4 protein-coding genes are annotated in these 23518 nt (G+C 46.9%); all 4 read right to left on the reverse strand.

Annotated features, from left to right (window positions below):
• Positions 1-11 precede the first annotated feature (11 nt).
• Genes MKY64_RS15385 through MKY64_RS15400 form a run of 4 tightly spaced genes read right to left on the reverse strand, consistent with a single transcriptional unit; the run spans position 12 to position 23483 of the window.
• The gene (locus MKY64_RS15385; RefSeq protein ID WP_340954034.1) at positions 12-10256 is read right to left on the reverse strand and encodes an amino acid adenylation domain-containing protein; all 10245 of its coding nucleotides are present in this window, start codon (positions 10254-10256) and stop codon (positions 12-14) included.
• Positions 10257-10287: 31 nt separating this feature from the next.
• Positions 10288-14922: an amino acid adenylation domain-containing protein gene (locus tag MKY64_RS15390; RefSeq protein WP_340954036.1), complete on the reverse strand. Its 4635-nt coding sequence runs from the start codon at positions 14920-14922 to the stop codon at positions 10288-10290.
• Positions 14923-14948: 26 nt separating this feature from the next.
• Positions 14949-17984, reverse strand: coding sequence for a type I polyketide synthase (locus MKY64_RS15395; RefSeq protein WP_340954038.1), 3036 nt, complete (start codon positions 17982-17984; stop codon positions 14949-14951).
• Between the two features lie 24 nt (positions 17985-18008).
• Entirely contained in the window at positions 18009-23483 is a 5475-nt protein-coding gene (locus tag MKY64_RS15400; RefSeq protein WP_340954040.1) for a type I polyketide synthase, read from the reverse strand.
• Between the last annotated feature and the right edge of the window lie 35 nt (positions 23484-23518).

Genomic DNA, 23518 nt, shown 5'->3' on the forward strand with positions numbered 1-23518 from the left:
GTACTCCTTACTTATCTTTTCAAAAGCTCCTTAAGGCGCTTCCTCTTTACCTTCATGGCTTCCTTCTCTGTCTCCATCACTTCACTTGCAGAAGCGACTTCGGCATAGCTGCTCGTTGTCTCCTCCAGATATTCACATAGGCTGCGGATGGTTGGGTATTTGAACATATCCACCACTGTAATATTCGTATCAAAGCTCTCCTTGATCTTGTAATAGACCTGAACCACAAGCAGCGAATGGCCGCCAATATCAAAAAAATTATCATTGACGCCAATGTTCCGGGCATTCAGGACGGCTTCCCATATTCGCTTGACCTTAGCTTCGTTGTCATTCGCTGCTTCTACAAATTCATTCATTACGCTTCTTCTTAACCTTCCAGGCTCCGGAAGCATCTTCTTATTCAGCTTGCCATTTGGCAATAACGGCATCTCAGGCAAGACAATAAAGAACGATGGAATCATATAATCCTGCAACTGACTTCTGATATGTTCTCTGATGACAGGAATGTACTTGTGGTTATCTTTCCACTCCAAAGGATTGGTGAAGTATACACTTTGGTCCTCATTGTAGCGGATGAAATTCGGCACTTCATAATCATAGGCACAGGTGTCCGCTCCATATCTATTCTTATGGAACAAGATCAGTTGATAATCTCCGCTCTCGCCATGACCATTCCACAAAGCGCGAAGCCGGTAATTTCCGCCATCCTGCACGAGCAAATCATATAAGCTTGGAGCATACAGTTGAAGGTCCTTAACGTCTTCTCTCAGCTCACGGACAGTTGCAGCTTGTATCGCATCGTCATTCAGCAGCGACTCAACCTTGTTCTCATGAACCAGCTTATCGAACTGGACATCATGGATTACAATAACGTCATCCTGCCGCCCGGTGAGTATATCCTGGAGCCCCTGCTCTGATTGTATATTCCGCCAGCTGAGCTGAACGATATTCTCCAGTTGCTCCGCTTCTTTCGTCCGGATCACTACCTGATAGCGGAATTTACTCATCTCATTCTCGAACTTTGTTACTTTAGGCAGAATGGAGACATGCTCTACCTGCTCCAGGGAATCCTTAAGACTCAAGAAATATTTGGAGTCTACCAGCAGCTCATTCTCCGCTGTAATGGAATTCTTAATCCGGTCGTTTAATTCTTGCACGGTAGTGTCCGCAGGAGCCTTATACCATTCCACTGAAGTATGATAGCTCTTCAGCAGCGGCAGAGAACGTACATCACCGATAAAAAGGGTTCCCTCTTTATTCAGCATGCCTAAAAGAGTAGTAATCACCTCATTCAGGTACGCTCCGCTCGGGAAGTACTGAATGACAGAGTTGATAATAATGGTGTCGAACGTCTCATTCTGCAGCTCGCCAAGCTCATCAGCCGATTTCTGATATAGTCTGACATTCATGGAGCTGTCCAAATTCCGTTCGATATAATCGAGGCCTATCCTCGATAGATCAATACCCACGTACTCTTCGCATAACGGGGCGATTTTGAACAGAATCATCCCTGTACCGCAACCGACCTCCAGTACTCTCCGCGGCTTAAAGCTCTTAATCAGATCTACGGAATCGGTAAGCCACTCTTCCATTTCCGGGATCCCAAGCTTCTCCCCGGTGTAGCTACTGTTCCAGCTGATTGTATTTAGGCTGAAATCTTGAATCGTTTCCTCTTTGTTGTACGCATTATCGAATATCGACTCCCACTGGGTGACCTGTTCCTTACTCTCCTCCATGACGTCCTGTTCCCTATAATTCACATCACGGACAATGTAGGACACGATTCTTACATCATTTCCATCCTCTAGGTTAATGACTACGTTATCCTTAACGGAAGGGTGTGACTGAATCACCTTTTCGATTTCCCCTAATTCAATGCGCAGTCCTCTTACTTTGACCTGATTATCAGCGCGTCCTATGAAGTTGATGTTGCCGTCCGGCAGCAATTTGACAATGTCACCGGTCCGGTACATCCGTGCACCCACATATTTACTGAACGGATTCGGAATGAATTTCTCGGCTGTCAGGTCGTCCCGTTTGTAGTATCCTCTGGCCAGATTCACACCGGAAATGAATAGCTCTCCGCTCACATTGTAGGGAACGGGATTCATGTACTCGTCCAGTACATACAGCTGTACATTGGAAATGGGCTTGCCGATCGGCACTATCTCTTTATCCAGCTGCTCGCTGCAATCGTAGTAAGATACTTCAACGGAGGCTTCGGTAGGGCCATACAAGTTGTATAGACCTGCATCGAAGGTCTGGAAGAACTGTTCCTTTAACCGGTACGGCAATGCCTCCCCGCTGCAGAACACTTTTCTCAGGCTGCTTCCTGCCTGCTTGGCTCCGGGATGCTCCAGGAACAGCTTCAGGATCGAAGGAACAAAATGAGAGATGGTAATCTGTTCATCCCTGATCAGCTGAGCGAGATACTCCACGTCCTTATGCCCTTCAGGCTTGGCTATAACCAGACATGCGCCTACCGTCAGCGCCCAAAAAATCTCACTGCAGGATACATCGAAGCTGAAGGGCGTCTTCTGCACCTGCCGATCTCCCGGCTGCATCCCAAATTCTTTTTGGCCCCATACAATACGGTTTCGGATGCCGCTGTGAATATTAATCGTTCCCTTAGGCTTTCCTGTCGAACCTGAGGTATAAATCATGTACGCCGCGTGGGTACCTTCAACCTTTACTCCCGGATTACCGGTACTCATCGGCAGGAACAGTTCCTTGTCCCGCAAATCCACCTTACGGATTCCCGCAAGCGCATCGGTCTCGTCCATGCAGGTCAGCACCAGCTTAACCTCAGAATCCTGAAGCATATAATCTACCCGGTCCCGGGGATAGGTTGGATCAATAGGGATATAGGCCGCGCCTGCTTTTAGAATTCCATAGACGGCTACCATCATTTCAATGGACCGGTCTGCATACACACCAACGAAATCTTCATAGCCTATTCCCTGCGCAATCAGATAATGGGCGACTTGATTCACCCGCATATTAAATTCCAGATACGTAAGCATGTCTCCCTGGAATTTCAGCGCCGGTGCATCCGGTCTTAAAAGCGCCTGTTCTTCAAATAATTCATGGATATATAATTCATTCTCAAATGTATAATCCGTCTTATTGTGCTCATAGAGGATTTCATTGATTTCTTCTTTATCCATGAAATTGAACTGCCTGATTTTTTGATAGGGATCTGCGCATAGGCCGTTGATGATGTTCTCCAGATGCCGCATCATCTTCCGTATGGTGCCTGTTTTATAGATATCCGTATTGTATTCACATAAGGTGTGCACTCCGTCTTCCAGCTCTCTCATAGAAATCCAGAAATCGAACATTGCTGATTTATTGTCTGTTTCCACTCTTGTAATCGCAAGATTCGGCAGCTTGAAATCTGGCAGTGCTTCATTTTGAAGGGAGAACATCACTTGGAACAACGGATTTCTGCTTAAATCGCGTTCCAGCTCCAATTCGTCCACCAGCATCTCGAATGGCATATCCTGAGCATCATAGGACTCCAGTGCACTTGTCTTTACCCGTTCAATCAATTCCAAGAAGGAAATATCTCCTGACAAATCATTGCGGAGCACCAAGGTGTTCACAAAAAATCCGATCGTATTCTCTGTTTCCATTCGCGTACGGTTGGCAATCGGGGTTCCAATAGCGATATCATCCTGTCCGGTATATCTTGCGAACAGGACATCGACCGCCGCCAGGTAAATCATAAAAGGTGTAGCGCCCGTAGCCTCTGCCAGATCATTCACCCGGTCCATCATGCTCTTTTTATAGACAAAGAAGTCCTTTTTCCCGTTAAAGGTCTGTACTTTCGGTCTGTCGTAATCCGACGGGATATCCAGGGTGGCAACATCCTGGAGCTTGTTCTTCCAATATGCGAACTGGTCTTCTTTAACCTTTCCGGTGAACCAGTTTCTCTGCCACTGGGTATAATCCGCATATTGCCATTCAATCTTGGGTAATTGGGCCGACTTTTGATTCACCAAGGCGTCATATAGCTGGACAAATTCATGTACAAAGACGCCCATAGACCAGCCGTCGGAAATAATATGGTGCATGGTGAGGAAAATAACATGCTCGTCTGCGGCCAATTTAAGCAGCTTACATCTGATTAATGGTCCGTTTTTGAAATCAAATTCCTGATGTACTTCTTCATCTGCCAGTTCGGTAATTACCTGCTCTCTTGCCTCTTCTTCCACATGCATTAGATTCTGCAGAGGGATACAGACGGCATCCACATCATGCAGAACCTGCATAATTTGCCCTTCAATGTTGTCGAAGGTCGTTCTGAGTCCTTCATGGCGCTTGACGATTTCTGTAACAGCCTGCTGCAGGCAGGGGACATTTAGCTCGCCTTTAAGCCTGATGGTCTCCAGAATATTGTAAAACGCGCTTTCTTCATCATATTGTTTTAAGAACCAAAGTCTTTGCTGGGCATAAGAAGCCGGTATGCCCTGTTTCTTCTCTTCATCAGATAATTTTGAAAGGGGACCTTCCCCCTTGGAATCCGTAACCTGGCGAACTCTCTCTTCCACAAGCTTAGCCAGCGCTCCAACGGTCGGATGATAGAATAAGTCATTGATGGCAAATTCGATCCCGTATTCTTTTTTAATTCTGGAGACGACCTGGGTTGCCTTTAAGGAATGTCCTCCAAGCTCAAAGAAGTTATCATTCATCCCTATTTTCCCGGCGGCTAATACTTCGGACCAAATGTTGCTTATGATTCTCTCAGCATCTGTAGACGCTTCTACATATGGCTCTGCTTGTTCCTCTTCGATCACTTCGCCATCCCTATTGACCGTGAGCATCTTCAGCGTGCTTACCGCGCCATAATCATCTAGGACCTTGGCGTTCTCAAGCTGGAGAAGAGCCTCTGTATCTTCCTGCCTGTAGACAGCAAGATATTCTTTGGCATACACTTTCTCATCGATTCTGTGGCTGATATGCACATTATTCTCGTCAATTCCTACATAGACCATGTCGTCACCTAGGTTCAGCAGGGCTTCAAAGAATAACAGGCCATCCTGCTCACTGATCACATGCTGCCCGATGGATTCACTGAGATTGTTAATGGATTGCAGGCTGCCCGCAGTCATTCCGATCTTATCCCACATCGTCCAAGAGATACATTTCACTGCATACCCTAATTGGCCGGCTGCATACTTACAGAACATTTCCAGGAAGCTGTTTCCTGCCGCATAAGCACTGAAGGTCGCACTTCCGAGCAGCGAGGTCACCGAAGAGAAAGTGATCAGCATCGCCTCTTTTCTGCTTTTCAAGAGTTCAAACAAATTTAGCACGCCATAGACCTTCGCATTGAATTCTTCGGTAAAAGTCTGCTGTCCGATTTCCGTAATCAGGTATGAATCCCGGTTGTCAAAATGCCGTTGGTAGCTTGAATTCCCGGCAAGATGGATAATTCCATCAATCTGAATTCCCTTCGATTGCTCATAATCTTCAACCGCCTGAACGATGGAATCCAGCACACACACATCCGCCTGCCGGTAACTGATGGAAGTTCCTAGTGCAACTAATTGGTTGTAATGTTGAACTCTGCTATCATTATCCTCAAGAGTCCCCAGATCGCTTCTTCCCAGGATCAGAAGATTCGCTTGATAGTTTTCAATGAGCTGACTGCAGATTTTTGCGCCGATGCCCCCAAGGCCCCCGGTTACCACATAATTTCCGCCTTGTTTGATCCTTGTCTTGGGTTCTGCTTTCCGTAAAGGCACATTCCGGAGCTTCCAGGTTAATCTCCTGCCGTCACGGTAACTGATTTCCTTCACGGCAGTCTCTCCGTGCATAATCTCAGCGCGTAATAAGCGGGCATCCTGCTTGATATCCCTTCCTTCCAAATCGATCAGCAGCGATCGTAAACCCGTATTCTCCGTATCCAGAGTAGCCATGAAGCCGATTAATGCGGCATTATCATAACGGGTTTCCAGGCCGCCTGCATCCTGGAACACATTGCTGCTACCCACATACAGACTTGTAGAAGCGCATAGGTCATTGTTCGCCAATACCTGCAGTAAGTGGATTAGACTAAAGACACCGAGTTGGTTACTGCTTGAGATATCTGTATCTCCGCTAGCGTTGATTTGATAAGTGGGAAGATAGATCATATGATCAGCCTTCCACCCGATTTGCTTAAAATAGTCAAACAGCTCTTTGCAGCCCTCATAACGGGTATAATCACAGCCATAATGATTCCGGTCATATACCTGGAAGCAGTCCTCTTGCTTGACCGATGTGACCCTGGTCTCATCCAGGCCCATACATTCTATGAATTCACCCGCCAATCCGTGGCGGTCCTCAAACACCAGGATATTGACGCAGGGTACGGTGCCCTCTTCAAGCTTAAAGCTCAACGGCTTCCATACTTTCTTGAATATCCATGGCTTTACGGTGTTCTTATTTCTGACGATTTCGAGTTTTTTCAGGACAGCATCGTATTTGCCGGCAAGCAGGGAATCTCTTAACAGAATCCGCTGAATTTTACCAATTCCTGTCTTTGGAATCTCTTTTTTAGCCAGAGGGATAATGTATTCAATAACAAGCCCGATTTTTGAAGTGATGACCTTTTGCATCTCTTTGATGATTCCTTTGAGCCTCACGGCATCCATAGATACCGGATGGAAGAATATCGCTAATTCTTCCTCTTGTGAACCGCTTGCTTTGACTGATACCGCAGCCGTATAAGATACTTCAACCCCGTCAATCTCCTCAAGGATGGCCTCAATTTCCGAATTATTATAGTTGACACCATTGATGATAATGATGTCTTTGGCCCTGCCTGTAATGGTAAGTCCCCGGTCGGTTATAATCCCCAGATCCCCCGTATCGAACCAGCCGTCTGAAGTAAAGGCTTCGGCGTTTGCTTTGGGGTTATTGTAATATCCCGGTGTAATACACACCCCGGCCATCTGAAAGCGTCCCTCTGTATAGAGAGGCACTAATTCATTCTGAGCATCGACAATACGGATGCTGTTCCCTGGAAGAGGTCTGCCTACACTTACACTGCTATCCTCCTGCTTCACTACATCTTGACCGAAATCCGTGGAATATATGGAACCCGCACAAGTCTCGGACATCCCGAAGCACGGCATCATTGCCGACTTATCCAGATGATATGGCTTAAGGATTTCATTAAACTTCAGTGCGGTCCGCGCCACCACCACTTCTCCGCCGTTGGTTATAAATCGCAGGGCAGACAGGTCAATATTCAGTTCTTTGATTCCACCCTCAAGGCTGTTAATCAAATTAAAGGCGAAGTTGGGTGCCCAGGTATTCGTAGCTCTGAAATCACTCATCAGCGTAAGCCAACGGAGCGGAGCTTCCAGAATATAATTAACAGGTGCCAGAATCTCCTGGCAATGCAGATAGATGTCTCTTACATTACACATTACAATTCCGCCCACATGGTCCATAGGCATCCAGTTAAAGGTCACTTCTTCTGGACCAAACCCGTTATTTTGGCAGGCGGCAATGGTGCGTCTCAAAATATTTCTGTGGGTCTGCATAACTCCTTTCGGCATTCCTGTGCTTCCCGAGGTAAGCAGCAGCAGCGCTACATCATCCGGCTTCACCTCGTAGGTGATTTCTAGTTCCCGGCTGTTCATCAATTGTTCAGCGGAATAGACGGTGAACTCTTCTTCGCCGCCAAGAACTCCGGGAACACTGCGAATACTTTCAGCCAGAGCTTCATCCGTCACAATCACAGGCTGTTCAAGCATTTTCCAAGCATTCAACAGTTTGCGGATCACTGCATTATCTTCTTTATAAGAAGCAGCTACCGTAGCCGGAATTCCGATAAAGCCGCCTAACATACAAGCCCAGAAGGTATTTACATAATTCCGGTTGTTATCCATCTGATAGATGACCTTGTCCCCAGGCTGCAATCCTCTTTCGATAAGACCGCAGCAGATAGCCTTGGCTTCACCGTAGACCTGCTTATAGTTAGCAAATTCAATGCTGCCATCATAATTAACGAACCGGATGCCATAATCCTCAGGAGCTTGATCGGCAGCCCGTTTGATGTAATAACCCAGATCAAAGACGGTATTCTCAGGAATGATCACTTCTTCTCCAACAATGAGTGATAGCTGTGTGTCAGCGCCGCTCTCTTCCTTGCAGGCTTCAACCACTTCAACGTTATCCGTTTTGCCGGAGCTCTTCTTCTTAATAAAAGAAAAATGCTCGGCCAAATCGGAGATATGCACGTTATCCCGGCTGATTCTTACGGCCTTGCGCACGAACTTCACAGGAGAATCACTCATAGCGCTCTGCTCATCCGGGATCACTAAGTTGCTCCAGCGCTGAATGAGGTTGTCATTAATAATTTCCAGTTCGAGCAGATCATTGATTTTGACAACGCCATCTCTGTAATAAGGAATGTTTGACACAGGAACGAACTCTGTTGCTGCCAGACAATCCTTCTTATTTAAGTCAAGCAAGATGCACAATCTGTCGGCGATTGCACTTCTTATGGCTCCGGTTCGCTCTTCATCGAATGCCGCTTGTTCCACTACAGCATCCGTCACCGGCTCCACATAATAGACAACAAGCTTGGATTCACCCTTCCTGTTATAACGGTGAAGCATCTTCACGTCTTCTACTAATGATTCCGCTCTTAGGGCACGCTCCAGCACAGGCAAATCACGTTTGATTCCGCCAATTACCATGCTGGTGCTTAAGGTCTCATTAATCATTAACGTTCCATCTGCATAATAACGGCCCATATACCCGGAAGCGGTCTGATCCGGCGTACATACACTGCCTTCGAATCCGTCCGGAAGCGGGTGCCCATATGTATCAACAATCAGAACGCGCGGTATAGCGGAAGCTGATATCTGAGGGATAGGCTGGTTATGCAAGTTCACAACGGCGGATACTGCCTTCCCTGCTTTGAAATCTGTATTCTGCTCAGATGGAAGCAGTTGAATCGTGCAGATAGCTTCATTTATTTTAAGGACCATTTCATCCAAAATCGTTATGAAGCTCCTTTGAAATTCTTCAATGATCCTGTCGCTGAAATAAGCGGAATTATAGATCGTCTCCATAAGGATTCCGTGATCCGGCTTAACCACCCAGGCCAGCGGATAATTGATTTCTTCTCTTAATTGCAGCTCTGTTATCGAGAACTCTGTGATATCCTTATAAGCCTGCGCGTTGGCATAATTCTCATATACAAAAATACTCTGGAATAATTGAGGCAGATTATGAGCGCTGCTGATCTCAGCCAACGACATATATTCATGGGGACTGCGGCTGATTTGATCCTGTGTGAGGTTCTCCAGGCACTCCAGCAAGGTAAGGTTACCGTCTAACCGAACACGAACCGGAATGGTATTGATAAAGATGCCTACCGTTTGATCGATACCTTTTAATTCCGCAGGTCTTCCCGACACAGTTGTCCCATAGACAACATCTTCTTTTCCACTGTATCTACTCAGCAGAATGGCAAAGGCAAGATTATACAGTTGATAGGAGCTGAACCCATTACTTTTAGTGATCTGCTCGATAGAATGATGTATATCCTCTGAAAGCCGTAAGGAGAGTTTACGGGTCTCCCCCTTCTGCTCTTCCACTGCAGGTTCAGTATAGAGAGGCAAAGCTTCCTCAAAGCCCTTCAGCTTGTCTTTCCAGTACTGTCTGGAGACCTCGGCATCCTGTTTATGCAACCAATGGATATAGTCCTTAAATGATGCGGATTTATGCTTCGCCGGTGCTTCCCCTGTCATGAACGCTTTATAATTCCCGAACATTTCCTCCAGTACCAGAGGCAGTGACCAGCCATCCATGATGATGTGGTGAAAGCTCCAGACAAAATAATAGCTGTCTTCAGTAATCTGAATTAGAGCAAACCTCATCAGCGGAGCCTTGTCCAGTTCAAAACCCATCATTCGATCATTTTCAAGAAACGTGCTATAATCATGCCCGATTTCTTCAAGCGGCAGATTGCTCCAGTCATACTGAATGTAGTTGCATTCGCATTGCTTCAGAACTACCTGAACAGGTTTTTTCACACCTTCCCAGACAAAGGCGGTTCTTAGAGCGGAATGATCGTTAATGACCTTCTGCCAGGAATCCCAAAAATATTCGAAATTAATCTGCCCGTGTAATTTGCACGAGAATTGCTCCAAATACATGCTGCTGCTTTCACTTTTCAAGCTGTGGAACAGCATGCCTTCCTGCATGGTGGATAATCCATAGATATCTGCAACGTTCCTCTTGTTCATGTATTCTCCTCTTTCTTGTCCCTGAGTGACCTTAATTGAACTTTGCCAAGATGAAATCTAAATCTTCCATATCCACATCGTCAAAATCTGCAGCGGAAACTCCATCATCCTCAGATTCAATACAGTAGCTGATCATCCCCCTAAGCGTATCCGTGAAAGCATTGGCCTGCTGCACGATGTTCTCCCCGGAATGGATATTCGGGTTATATCCCCACTCGAAGATTAAGCGGTCTTGCTGGATATACCCGTTGACTTCAAGCAGACTGACTCTTGTATTCTTCAATCCCCTGGTATACAGCGGTTCTCCGGTAATCAGCCGGAAGTGTTCATGCTGCGGGTTCTTGTTATCCAAATGCCCCATGTAATTAAAAACAATATCCATAGCTTCACGGGGGTAATCACTAAGCAAGAACTCGAACTTACGCTTCTGCACGGCAGCTAATCTGTCTTTCACTTTTTTTAACGTAGCTCCAGTAGTTGAAATATCATCTGCGGAGAAGTAAAAAGGATACAGGTTGGTAAACCAGCCTACCGTTCTTGACAGATCCACCTGATCCGCAAGCGTATCTCTTCCGTGACTTTCCAGATATAAGGTATGGTCTGCCCCATCCCATTCATGCAGCATCGTTTCCAGGGCGGCAATCATGACCTCAATCGGCTGAATGCTGTAATGCTTAGGCACTTCAATCATTAGCTTGGCGGTATCTTCTTCCGATAAGGAGAACAGGCAGTGCTCTGCTTCTCCTTCAAGATTGTCTATGCTGGAGCAGCCTCTTTTGGTTTTTCTTGAATGAGCCGCAATTTCTTTGGTCCATTCCTTTTTTTTGCTCACTGCTTCATGGCTGCCGGCGTATGCTGCTGCTGCGTTGCTCCATCTTATGAAGGATGAGGTTTTCTGCGGAAGCTTGACTTCCCGCTTGTCTATTAAGGCTTGATAGCCATTCAATACATCCTCAGCGATGAACCTGAAGGACACCGCGTCGCATACCAGATGATGCGCTGTCAATACCAGTCTGCTGCTTGACCATGTATCGGACACAATAAGCAGCCCTTTAAACACTTCTCCCGCTTGCAAATTAAGAGATTGCTGAAAAGCCGTCAATTCCTGCTGCATCCGCTGTTCATAGTCATCACAAGCTGGAATCTCTACTGTCTTCAAGCGTTCGCTGTAGGCAAACGGCAGGATATCCGCATATCTTGTAGGCTTGCCGGGAAGTACACGGGTCCTTAACAAATCATGCTGCCGGCACACTTCATTGAGCGCTTCATTCAATCGCCCAGCATCTACAGTCTGCTTCAATTCAAAGCTTACAGACTGATTCCAATGGTTATTTTCCGGGAAATTATTGGTGAAGAACCACTGCTGGATAGGTGTCAACAGGTACGAACCTGTAACCTCTCCCTGATCACAGCAGATTTGTTCAACTGCCGCAGCCTTTAAGGCCATTTGTTCAATACATTTATCATCGTAAAAAGACTTTAATTCGAGCTTAATTCCTGCCTCTGCCGCCTTAGCAATAACCTGCATGCTGATAATGGAGTCTCCGCCAATTTCGAAGAAATGATCATGGATACTAACCCGCTCAACTCCTAAGAGCTCACACCAGATTCGTTCCAGCGTTCTTTCAATCTCTGTGGTCGGTTCAGCAAAATCGTTCTCCGCTTCCATAGGCTGGCCTAAGGACGCTAATCTGCTGTTATCCGGCTTACCATTCATATTAAGCGGAATGGCCTCAAGCGTATAAAATGCTGATGGGATCATATACGAAGGTAATCCATCGTTCAAAAAGCTTCTGATTTCTGTCAGAGTCACTGCTGCATCCACAACTAAATAAGCTGCCAGATAAAGATTGCTCTTGTGGTCAATCTCCGGGATAACAACCGCCTCAATCACTCTGTTATGAGAAGAGAGCTTATTCTCAATCTCTCCGATTTCGATCCGGTGTCCCCTGATCTTGACCTGATTATCTATTCTTCCGGTAAAAGCAATATTTCCGTCGTCCAGCCAGCTTGCGTAATCCCCCGTCCGGTACAATTTACCGGGACCATAAGGATTATCAATGAATTTCTCCGCTGTCAGTTCCGGCCTGTTCAGATACCCCCGGGCAATGCCTACTCCTGCTATACATAATTCTCCAATAATTCCTTTTCCACATAAGGAAGTATAATTCATAATATAGATTTGCATATTGGCAATTGGCTTGCCAATCGGTATTCTATCCGGGATTGGTGCAGTCCTTTCGTATTGCCAGTCCGACGCACAGACCGTAGTCTCGGTAGGTCCATACGCATTGAAATATTCAATCGGCTCTGGCAAATTCTCCACCAGATTGACGCTTGCTGCTGATCCCGCTGTGATCAACAGACGGATTCCGATGGGTCTATCCGCTATTACATTCCAGTATGGCGGAGGCAAGGTGGCAACGGTTACGTTATGCCTTTTCAGCTCCAGTTCCAGCAGATTCACATCCAGCGCTACTTCTTTGGTAATGATGCATAGTCTTGCACCGGTGAGAATTCCCATAATCATTTCCCAGACAGAGGCATCAAAAACAAGATTGGCAAATTGCAGGATCGTATCATCCGTGGTCACTTTGTATTTATCCAAAAAATAATCTCTCAAGTTAACAATACCGCTGTGTTCCACCATAACGCCTTTGGGCTGACCTGTAGTTCCCGAGGTATAGATTACATAAGCCAGATTATCCGGATTACTGTGGTCCGTAAGATTGTCCGTGGACTCGGTATCGATATGCTTGTCACCCATTGAAATCTGCTCAATGCCTGCATAATCCTGATGGATGCCGGAAGTTATCATATACCGGACATTGCTGTCTTCCAGAATATACTCCATCCGCTCCCGGGGATAAGCCGAATCCACCGGCATATAAGCTCCGCCAGCCTTGGTTACCCCCAGTATGGCAATGATGGCCTCAATGGATTTATCCAGCATAATGGCAACCAGACTCTCGCAGCCCACACCGTATTTCCGCAGATGATGTGCCAGTTGATTGCTGCGGTTATTCAGTTCTCTGTAGGTAATCCTCTCATTGCCGCATACTACGGCTACTGCCTCTTCCCGGAGCGCCGCCTGGGTCTCGAATAACTGCTTGATGGTCTGTGGCTTATAGTCCGTAACCTTTTCGTTAAAAGAGTAGAGTATCTCATCCTTTTCTTCTTCCGGGATCATTTCAATATTTTTTATAGGCTGATTGTCATATTCAGCAATGAATTGCAGAATATTCAGATAATAATCCTTAATCTTTTCAATCCGCTCCCGGGAGAATTTATCCGATTTATACTCAAACCAGGCGCTTAACCCATCCTTTTCATCATTGACTTCCAGCGCCAGATCAACCTTGGCCGTTTTTAAATCCAGTTCTTCGAACTCTATGTAGAAATCCTTTGTTGTAATATCCTTTAACGCATTGGTCTCATAACTGAACACCACCTGATAGATCGGGGTGGACAGCAAATCTCTTTCTACCTTCAAGTCCTCTACTATAAAATCAAACGGCAAATCCTGATGCTTCAAGGCCTGCATCACCTGGGCATTCTCCGCCTGGATATAATCGAATAATGGTTGCTCTTCACCAATATTACTGCGGATCGGCAGCATGTTCAGGAAGCACCCGATGATGCTCTGGCATTCCTCTTCATTTCTGCCGGTAACCGGGACCCCGACAATAATATCGTTTTGGTGTACATACTTATGCAGCATGATTTTGAGTGCGCTCATTAACAATACAAACAGTGTAACCCCGTGTTTTTTTGCAGCAGCTTCCAGTTTTACTTTCATCTCCTTGCGGATTGAAAAAGCTACCCGTTCGCCATGATAGGTAAGCCCATGACCGGCCGTGTAATCCGTTGGAAGCATACAGCTCATGCTGCTGCCCGACAATTGTTCCCTCCAGAACTTAAGCTGATGATCGAACTCGCCTTTGGCAATCCGTTCATTGATGTGAGCTACGTAGTCATAATATTGTACAGCGGGTTCCTGTACAGGTGCCACGCTTGCGCCCGCATAGGCTTCATACAGTTGAAGCAATTCCCTAATAAAAATGCCGCTTGAATAGCCGTCCGATACAATATGATGCCAAACAATTTGTCCAATCCATTCGGTCTCACTAAGCTTGTAACAGATCAGGCGAATAAGCTTGCCCTCAGCTAACCTGAACGGCTGTATTCCTTCCGTGTACATCCTTTGCCTGATGTCGTCAGGCGATGTTTCCATCCCTGCCTGGGAGCAATCATACATTCTGAAGACCGGCTCTTCGGTATCTTCGCTGAGCTCAACCTCAAGCTGTCCTTGTCCTCCCTTGAATTTGGAACGCAGCACCTCCTGCTGCTTAACCACCGTTCTGAAGGCCTTGTGCAAAAGCTCCACTTGAAGTTTCCCATGGAATTTCACATAACCCGAAACATTATACGTAATCGATTCATTGAAGAGTTGTTCGACATACCAAATTTTCTTTTGCATATAGTTGGAAGGCAACACTGTCAACTCCGGTGCTCTCTTGCTGACCCTATGCAGCCCTTTGTCTTGCAGGATGATCTGTCTTTTCTTTTTTCTTTGTTCCTCCAAGAGACTCTCCAGCAGCAGTCTCTTGGCGTCCGACAAGGCATTCACTCTGTTTTTCACGCTTCCGCTTTCGTTGTTCTGCATCTCTCCACACCTCTAACTGTCCATATTTAGACTGCATCCAAATCGAGGCTTTCTGACAACTCTTCCAATACAAGGTCAGCTACATTCTTGACAGTCGGTGCTTCGATAAACAGTTTCAACTGCAATTCAATCCCATAGAGCTCCTTAATTCTCAGGACGACTTGTGTGATCATCAGAGAATGTCCGCCAAGCTCAAAGAAGTTATCGTTGATTCCAATCGGCGTGATCCCCATAATCTCCTGGAGGATTTCCACTATACTCTCTTCAATCGCATTGTCAGGCTGTTCATATTCCACCGAGATATCCGGCCGGTTATACTCTATCGTGTCCGCTTCTACAGCACTGTCTGCTGAGAGCTCCCTATCCCAGCCGTTGCTTCCAGCCGCTTCATAAGCCTTCTGCTTGCCAGCTTCAATCCAATGTCTCTTCCTTTCAAAAGGATACGTCGGCAAAGGGATTCTGAATAAGCTTTCATCTTCGTAATATTTTGCAAAATCAATGGTTAGTCCGCTGATCCAGGCCTTCTTTACGAACTCCGCCAGAAATTTATTATCATTCATCGTATTTTTAACGCCGCGGACCGTTTGGAACAATAGGCACTCCGCGTAGTCTTTCAAATTATCCTGCATAAAGACAGAGAGCGTTTTTCCCGGACCCACTTCGATGAAGTATTTATAATTTTTCTGTGCCAAATGAAGTCCAGCATCTTTAAATCTGACAGTGCCCAGCATATGCTGTATCCAATAGTCTGCACTCATCGCCTCTTCCGGCTTCAGCCACTCTCCCGTGACATTGGACATGATCGGGATCATCGGCTTGTTGAACGTCACCGTCTGGAGCACCTTCAGCATGTCCTCCACTGCCCCCTGCATCATATAGGAATGAAAAGCATGGGAGGTGTGAAGAATTCTGTACTCCCGATCCTCTGTAATCTGTTCGACCACTTCCTGCAGCGCTGCGCTATCCCCGGCCAATACCACCCGGTTCTCGGAATTAATCAAGGCCAGTGAGACCTTCCCGTTAATATAGGCCTGCGCTTCCTGCTCGTTCATATTCACATACAGCATTTCGCCCGCCGGCAGACTTTGGATGATCCGGCCCCGCATGACCATTAATCTAAGACCATCCTCGAGTGAGAATACCCCGGCAAGACAAGCGGCTACGTACTCTCCAACACTATGCCCCAGCAGAGCTTTGGGAGTAATTCCCCAATGCATCAAAGTCTTGGCCAAGCAGTACTCAACGGCAAATAGAGCAACCTGTGTATTCCGGGTTTCTGTGAGTGTCTCCTCACCCTTAGCATCCGCTTGATCTGCAAAGATAAGCTGTCTTAAATCATAGTTCAACTGCTTCTGAAGGATTTCGAAGCACTTATCCAGCTCATGCCGGAATATAGGCTTCGTATCGTACAGTTGTTTTGTCATATTCACATACTGCACGCCTTGTCCCGGGAACAGGAACACAATTTCCTTTTCGTTCTCATTTGGAGATTTCACGGCAGGAAGGCTGCCGCCCAATTTATGAATCAGCTCTTCTCTGCTGTTACAGACCAGACCGCCTCGATAGGGCAGTCTCTTTCTTCCGATATTCATCGTATACAGGATATTCCGGTAATCAATGTCTTCATTATTTTGCACAAAATCCAGCAATTGTCCGGCCACCTCTTCATAGGCGGTCTTTGTCTTTGCGGATAGCAGCAGCAATTGAAATTCCTCATTACTCTCGACTTTGCGGGTGTCGATCGCTTCTTCCAGGACTACATGAACATTGGTCCCGCCAATGCCAAACGAGCTGACGCCTGCTCTTCTTACCCCGCAGTCCGGGTTCCAGTCTCTGAGGCGGGTATTGACATAGAAAGGCGAGTTCTGCAAATCAATGTTAGGATTCGTTTCTTTATAGTTGATGCAGGGTACAAGCTTCTGCTTCTGGAGCATCAGACTGGTTTTGATTAACCCGGCCGTACCTGCTGCAGAATCCAAATGTCCGATATTGGCTTTCACTGCACCCAGGGCGCAGAAATTCAGCTTGTCCGTGGCTTCCGAGAAGGCTTCTGTAAGTGCTTGTACCTCTATGGGGTCCCCCATGGGAGTCGCTGTTCCATGAGTCTCAATATAAGTAATCGTTTCTTCATCTATCTCACTTAGGATCTGGGCGCTCTTAATCGCATTGCGTTCGCCTTCAATGCTTGGTGCCGAATAACCCACCTTTGCCGAACCGTCATTATTAAAGGCGGCTCCCTTAATGACAGCGATGATATGATCGCGGTCGTTCACAGCATCTTCCAATCTTTTCAGCAGCACGGTTCCTACTCCGCTGCCGCTTAATGAACCGCTGCAATCTTTATCAAACGGCCGGCAATGTCCGTCCTCCGCTAGAACCTCTCCTTTGATGTAGAGATAACCGCTATCCTGAGGAAGCGACAGGGAGCTCCCTCCGGCAATGGCCATATCGCATTGATAGTTCAGCAGAGCCTGACAGCCCAGAACTACGGCGGTCAGGGAAGTGGAACATGCAGTCTGCACGTTCACGCTCGGTCCCTTCAGATTCAGCTTGTAGGAAATCATGGTCGAAGCATAATGAACATCGTTCCCAATCCATATTTGTCTGATCTCGGGAGTGGAATCCAGATCCATACTGGACATAATATTCTTCAATAAATACTTGCTGGTTCCCGTTCCGACGAATACGCCCACCTTCCCTGCATACTGGTCCGATTGGTATCCGGCACTTTCCATCAGCCGCCATGAGCTCTCAAGCAGAATTCTTTGCTGCGGGTCCATCAGTGCCGCTTCCCTGGGCGTGAAGCCAAAGAACGCCGCATCAAATTGCTCAATATTATTTATTTTGAAGCCGCACTTCCTGTACTCGGGATTGCTGAGCAGTTCTTCCGGTACCCCCGCTGCCCGAAGCTCCTCATCGGTGAAGAAGGTAAGCGACTCCGTCCCGTTGCACAGATTCTCCCAATACTGCATTACGTCATCTGCTCCCGGAACCTGGCAGTCCATTCCGATAATGGCAATATCGAGGTCTCTAAGATCATCATTCTGAGCGGATATTTCCATGCTTCTGTATCCTCCTTTCCGTTTTTATTTAGATAATAGAAGTGCAGCCTCTTCTTCTGTCAGATTCTCTAACTGGTCCAATAATGCTTCCAGGTCTGCTTCGGATTCGTCTTCAATAATTAAGTCGTTAATGTCATTGAAGTGTTTTCCGGCCAAGTCAGCAATGCTGATTCCGCCCAGAAGGTCAACAATGGAAATGTTAATACTGCATTTCTTATTTATTTTATTTCTGATCTCTGCAGCGATAATGGAGTCCACTCCAACCGAACTGATCGGCTCATCAAGCACAAGTGCTTCCTTCTTGGCATGAATGGTCTCTGCGATGATCTCAGCGAAGAAATCCATGATAACTGCACTTTTTTCTTCCATGCCGGAGGCTTTGGCCAGAATGCTGAATAAGTCCGTCTCCTGCGCGTCCCCTGCGGTATCTTCGCTTTGCTCGGCGAGGTGATTGTACAATGCAGGCTTGCCCGGATAATTATTAAGCGCAAGCGGCCAGTCCGCTTCACCGATTACCGCATGGCATAGCTGTTGTCCGAACACTCTTTCCAGGGCCTGCATGCCATTCACTGCGTAGATCGGGTTCATGCCTCTTTGATATTTATAATGATCAATCAAATTCTTTTCTTTAACCATCCCCACACCCCATGGTCCCCAGCCCAGACTCAAGGCAGATTTGCCTTTACTGCGGCGGTAGCAGGCCAGTGAATCCATAAAGGAATTCGCTGCGGCATAATTCACTTGTCCAACCGCCGTTACAACCGAGCCGGTGGATGAATACATGATGAAAAAGTCCAGTTCAACCTCTTCAAGATATTTATGCAATAACCAGGCGCCTTTAACTTTGGTGTCATAGACCTCATCGAACTCATGTTGCTCCATCTGCATCATTAATTTGTCTTTGACTACACCGGCAATATGGACTACACCGCCGACCGGCATGGTTTCTTCATGAATCAATCTATGCGTAAGCTCCCCGACTGCTGCTTCATTAGCGATGTCCAGCGCGGCTACTTCAACGGTACAGCCTTTCCGTTCAAGCTCATTGATAAATTGCACCTGGCTGTACAGCTTATGGGATGAAGCCATCACTTTTCTTTCTTTTTTACCAGGGAACGGAGTACGTCCCACCAATACAAAATGTCTGGCTCCCTTCTCGTACATCCAATTCACAGTGATTTGCCCGAGTGAGCCCATGGCACCTGTGACCAGATAAATCTTATTGTCCGCCATAGTTACCGGGATGTTCCCGTCCAGATCGTAGATATGCTCCAGTCTGGCAACATAACGGACACCGTTTCTATACGCCAGCTGATCTTCACGTGTATAGTTCTCCAGATCATTGATCAAAAGATCGACAGAGGCGGGGTGATGATCGATATCCATACTTGCTCCCCAGCTTCCAATGCACTCGGAGTGGCTGATTACTCTGCACATACCGATAGCCGCTCCCTGCAGGACATCAACTGGCTCCTTGCCGTCAACACTGACTGCCCCTTGGGTAACTGCCCAAGTACGATATTTCACGGAGTGCTCATTCAAAGTATTCATAACATGGCGGATACTGTTGACAGCCTTCTGCTTGGAAGCCTCAATAGCATCCGTGTCCATCTGATCATGACTTGTAATGTCCATACCCCACAGGTGGATAATGCCGTATTCCTGCTCTTGATCCATGTGCTGAATCAGCTTGATATAATCCGCTTGATTATTGCTGACAATAACACTGCCTGCATCCTGGTTGCCGGGATTCTGATAATCCGCGTAGAACCGTTTGCAGTTATAGCCTCTGCCGCTTAGGTTCCCGGCAATCCTGTCACCCATGCCGGAAGCATCACACAGCACAACCCAGTTCGTATACGAATGTCGGGCCGCGATCAGCTGCTCATCGTTCTCTACCTCCTGAGCCTTCCATTCAATGCCATAGAACCATTCTTTCAGATTCTTCTCGCTAAGCACGGCAGCTTCCGGACTTTTCTCTACGGATCTGGCCACAAAGTTGTCTACAATGACAACAATGTTGCCTTGCTCATCATAGATTTCAATATCTCCGGCAATGAACTCCTTACCCGATTCCTTCACTATAGAACGGACCCGCAATGGACCGGACGTGTTACCGTATACGACGACTGAGTCCACCGTATCCGGCAGCTTAATATCAACTTGTCCGTGATCTCTCAGCTCATCAAATTGATTAACGAGCAGCGACTGAAAGGCAGCATCAAGAATAACCGGATGCAGAATATTATCCATGTCCTGGATGCCTAACTCCTCCAGCATGCAGATCTCGGCCAGGACTTCATTATGATTAATCCATACCTTCTTAAGCCCCTGGAACATAGGGCCGTAGGTGAAATTCATTTTCTCCAGCAGCCCGTAGCATTCCGCCTGATTCAGAATTTCCTTGGCACTGTGCTTAAGAGCCTCCAGATCGGCTGTCCGGTTGACACTCCAGGTCTGTTTTCTGACAAATTCCCCGCGGAAATTCTCGGTAGTTCTGGATACATCGCCATCTGCCAGGCTTCCGATCTTCACCACACCATGCTGCGGATCATAGTTAATAGACATGTGACCGGCATTGTTCTCATCAAGGAACAGCGCTCTTTTAAAGTGAATATGATATAAACCATACACCTCATCAATGCTTAATTTGCTATAATCACGGAGCATTTGGAACGCGGCTTCAATGAAATGGGCACCGGCCAGCAGTACACTGCCATTTACACAATGGTCTGAGACGAACGGCATCATATAATCATTGATTTCCGCTTCCCATGACGGAACCACACTGTTCTTGCGGTATCCGATAAAAGGATGCTCTTTCTGTCCAAGGCGTCTCTTCATATGCTCTGAGGATTCCTTCCAGAACCTCTCATGCTCCCATTGATAATGCGGCAGCTTCACATACTTGAAGGTTCCTCTGTAGATCCGGGACCAGTCAATTTCATAGCCTGCACAGAATAGCTCAGACAAGGTTCTAACCATTCTTGGTATTTCCGGATCATTTCTGCGGAGGGAGGGCGAGATCAGAACTTCTATATCCTTCTCACTCGCAAGCTCACTGACTGAATTCGCCAGTACCGGATGAGGGCCAATCTCAACAAAACAGGAATAGCCTTCCTCCAAAATCTGTTCCATGGCCTTGGCAAAGTACACGGAACCGGATACATTCAGCCACCAGTATTCATTATCCAGCTCCGGCCCTTCCGCCAGCTGGCCATTTCCGGTGGTATACGTTCTGATTTTGGTTGGTTGCGGATGAATATCGCGCAGGGCTTCCAGCAGCTCCGATTTAATCTCATTCATAAACACACTATGATAAGGTACCGTTACTCTTAAGAACTTGTTAAAAACACCGTCAACTTCAAGCTTGCTGCTGATCTCTGTAAGACAGGCCATATCTCCGGACAGAGTTACGCTTGTGTTGCTGTTGATTGCCGCAATGGATACTTTGTCGTTATTATCAGCAATCAGCTCCTTGGCCTGTTCTTCATTCAAGCCAACCGCAAGCATACCGCCTTTACCCGTCAGCCGCTGCTGGAGCATACTGCGGTAATACGAAATCCGGACCGCATCTTCAAAACTGTAGACACCGGCAGCATACAATCCTGCCACTTCACCCACACTGTGTCCGATAATCAGATCCGGGACGACCCCCATGCTCTTCCACATCTCAACCAAGGCCACCTGCACCGTAAAATTCAACGGCTGGGAGACTTCGGTGAACTGCATGCTGGATTGTTCCTCATGAATCAGGAATTCATCCATCAATGACCAGGACAAGTATCGGGAGAACTCAGCGTGGCACTTCTCGACCGTATTGCGGAATACCGTATTCACATGATAGAGCTCGCGTCCCATCGCGTACCATTGAGGACCCATGCCGGTGAAAATAAACACCAGTCTCTTGTCTTTACCTTCATTGCCCACAACCACATTCTGCGGCAAAGTATCCTCCTGATAATCTGTCAGACCCTGAATGATCTCCTGTATATTCCCTCCGAATAACACAAGGGATTTCGGGAATTTCTCACGTTTGGTAAGTGCGGAATAACAAATATCCGGTAAGCTTTCGGCGGTTTGATTCAAAAATTCAGTGTATTCTGCGGCAAGAGCCTTTAAGGATTGTTCTGTTTTTGCGGAGATGGTTAATACTTGAGGCAGTTCTTCGTTGACTGTTCCATCGTACTTTCTGTCACCCGTTATTCCCTGTAAAATCACGTGCGCATTGGTTCCGCCAAATCCGAACGAATTGACACCGACGATGGCAGCTTTACCATCCTGCGGCCAGCTTTCATTGGTTAAGGGAATTCTTAGCCTCAGCTTATCCAGATCAAGCTCAGGATTAAGCTCTTTCATGCCGATATGCGGCACAATCTGTCTATGATCAAGAATGCACGCCGCCTTGATTACCGATGCTACGCCGGAGGCTGCCTCCAGATGACCGATGTTCGGTTTGACCGAGGCCATGATACATCTGTTATCTTCAGTCCTGTGCTCTCCAAAGAACTCACCGACCGCATTGACTTCAATGGGATCACCCAGTGCTGTTCCGGTTCCATGCAATTCGACATACTGAACTTCATCGGAGGCAATCCCTGCTCTCGCATATACATCCTGCAGCAGCATCTTTTGTGATTCGCCGTTAGGTACCGTAATACCATTCGTTTTTCCGTCCTGGTTCACAAGGCTCTCTCTGATCACGGCATACACATAGTCGCCGTCTTCGAGCGCTTTTTCCAGACTTTTAAGAACAAGGATTCCGCCCCCTTCTCCCCTGACATAACCGTTCGCAGCAGCGTCGAAGGTCTTGCAGCTTCCGTCCACCGACAAGAATCCGCCTTTGGATTCGGCTATGAAATATTCCGGGGCATAGATCAGTTCCATGCCGCCTGCCAAGGCCAGCTCGCATTCACCGTTGTGCAAACTTTTGCAGGCTTCATGAACAGAAACCACGGAGGACGAGCAGGCTGTGTCTATGGATAGAGAGGGACCCATTAAATTGTATATGTACGAGATTCTATTCGATAACATCGTCATCATGCTTCCTACTGCAGCATGGGTTCCAATTTGTGCAGCGTCAGCAAATTGCAGAATTTTATAATCGAGCGTAAATCCGCCGATAAACACACCGGTGCGGGAACCGCTCAGATTGCCGGGCTTAATTCCTGCGTCTTCTAGAGCCTCCCAGACAATCTCCAGCATTTGCCTCTGTTGCGGATCGATTTGATCTGCCTCTCTGGCATTAATCCCAAAGAACTTTGCATCAAATTGATCAAACTTATCGATAAATCCTCCGCGCCTGGCGTGGCTTTTTCCTTTTACCTGTTTGTTAGGATGATAATATTCTTCAATACTCCATCTGTCCTCGGGAACATCCGTAATCGTATCCTTGCCTGACTTCAAGATGTCCCAGAACTGTTCTACATTATTTGCGCTTCCCGGGAACCTGCAGCCCATCCCCACAATCGCCACTAGCTTGTCCGTCTGCTTATTCATACCTCTCGCTCCTTTTACTATGCTTATCATTCACA

Origin of the sequence: Paenibacillus sp. FSL R7-0210, assembly GCF_038009085.1 — a bacterium.
Lineage (GTDB): Bacteria > Bacillota > Bacilli > Paenibacillales > Paenibacillaceae > Paenibacillus_AQ > Paenibacillus_AQ silagei.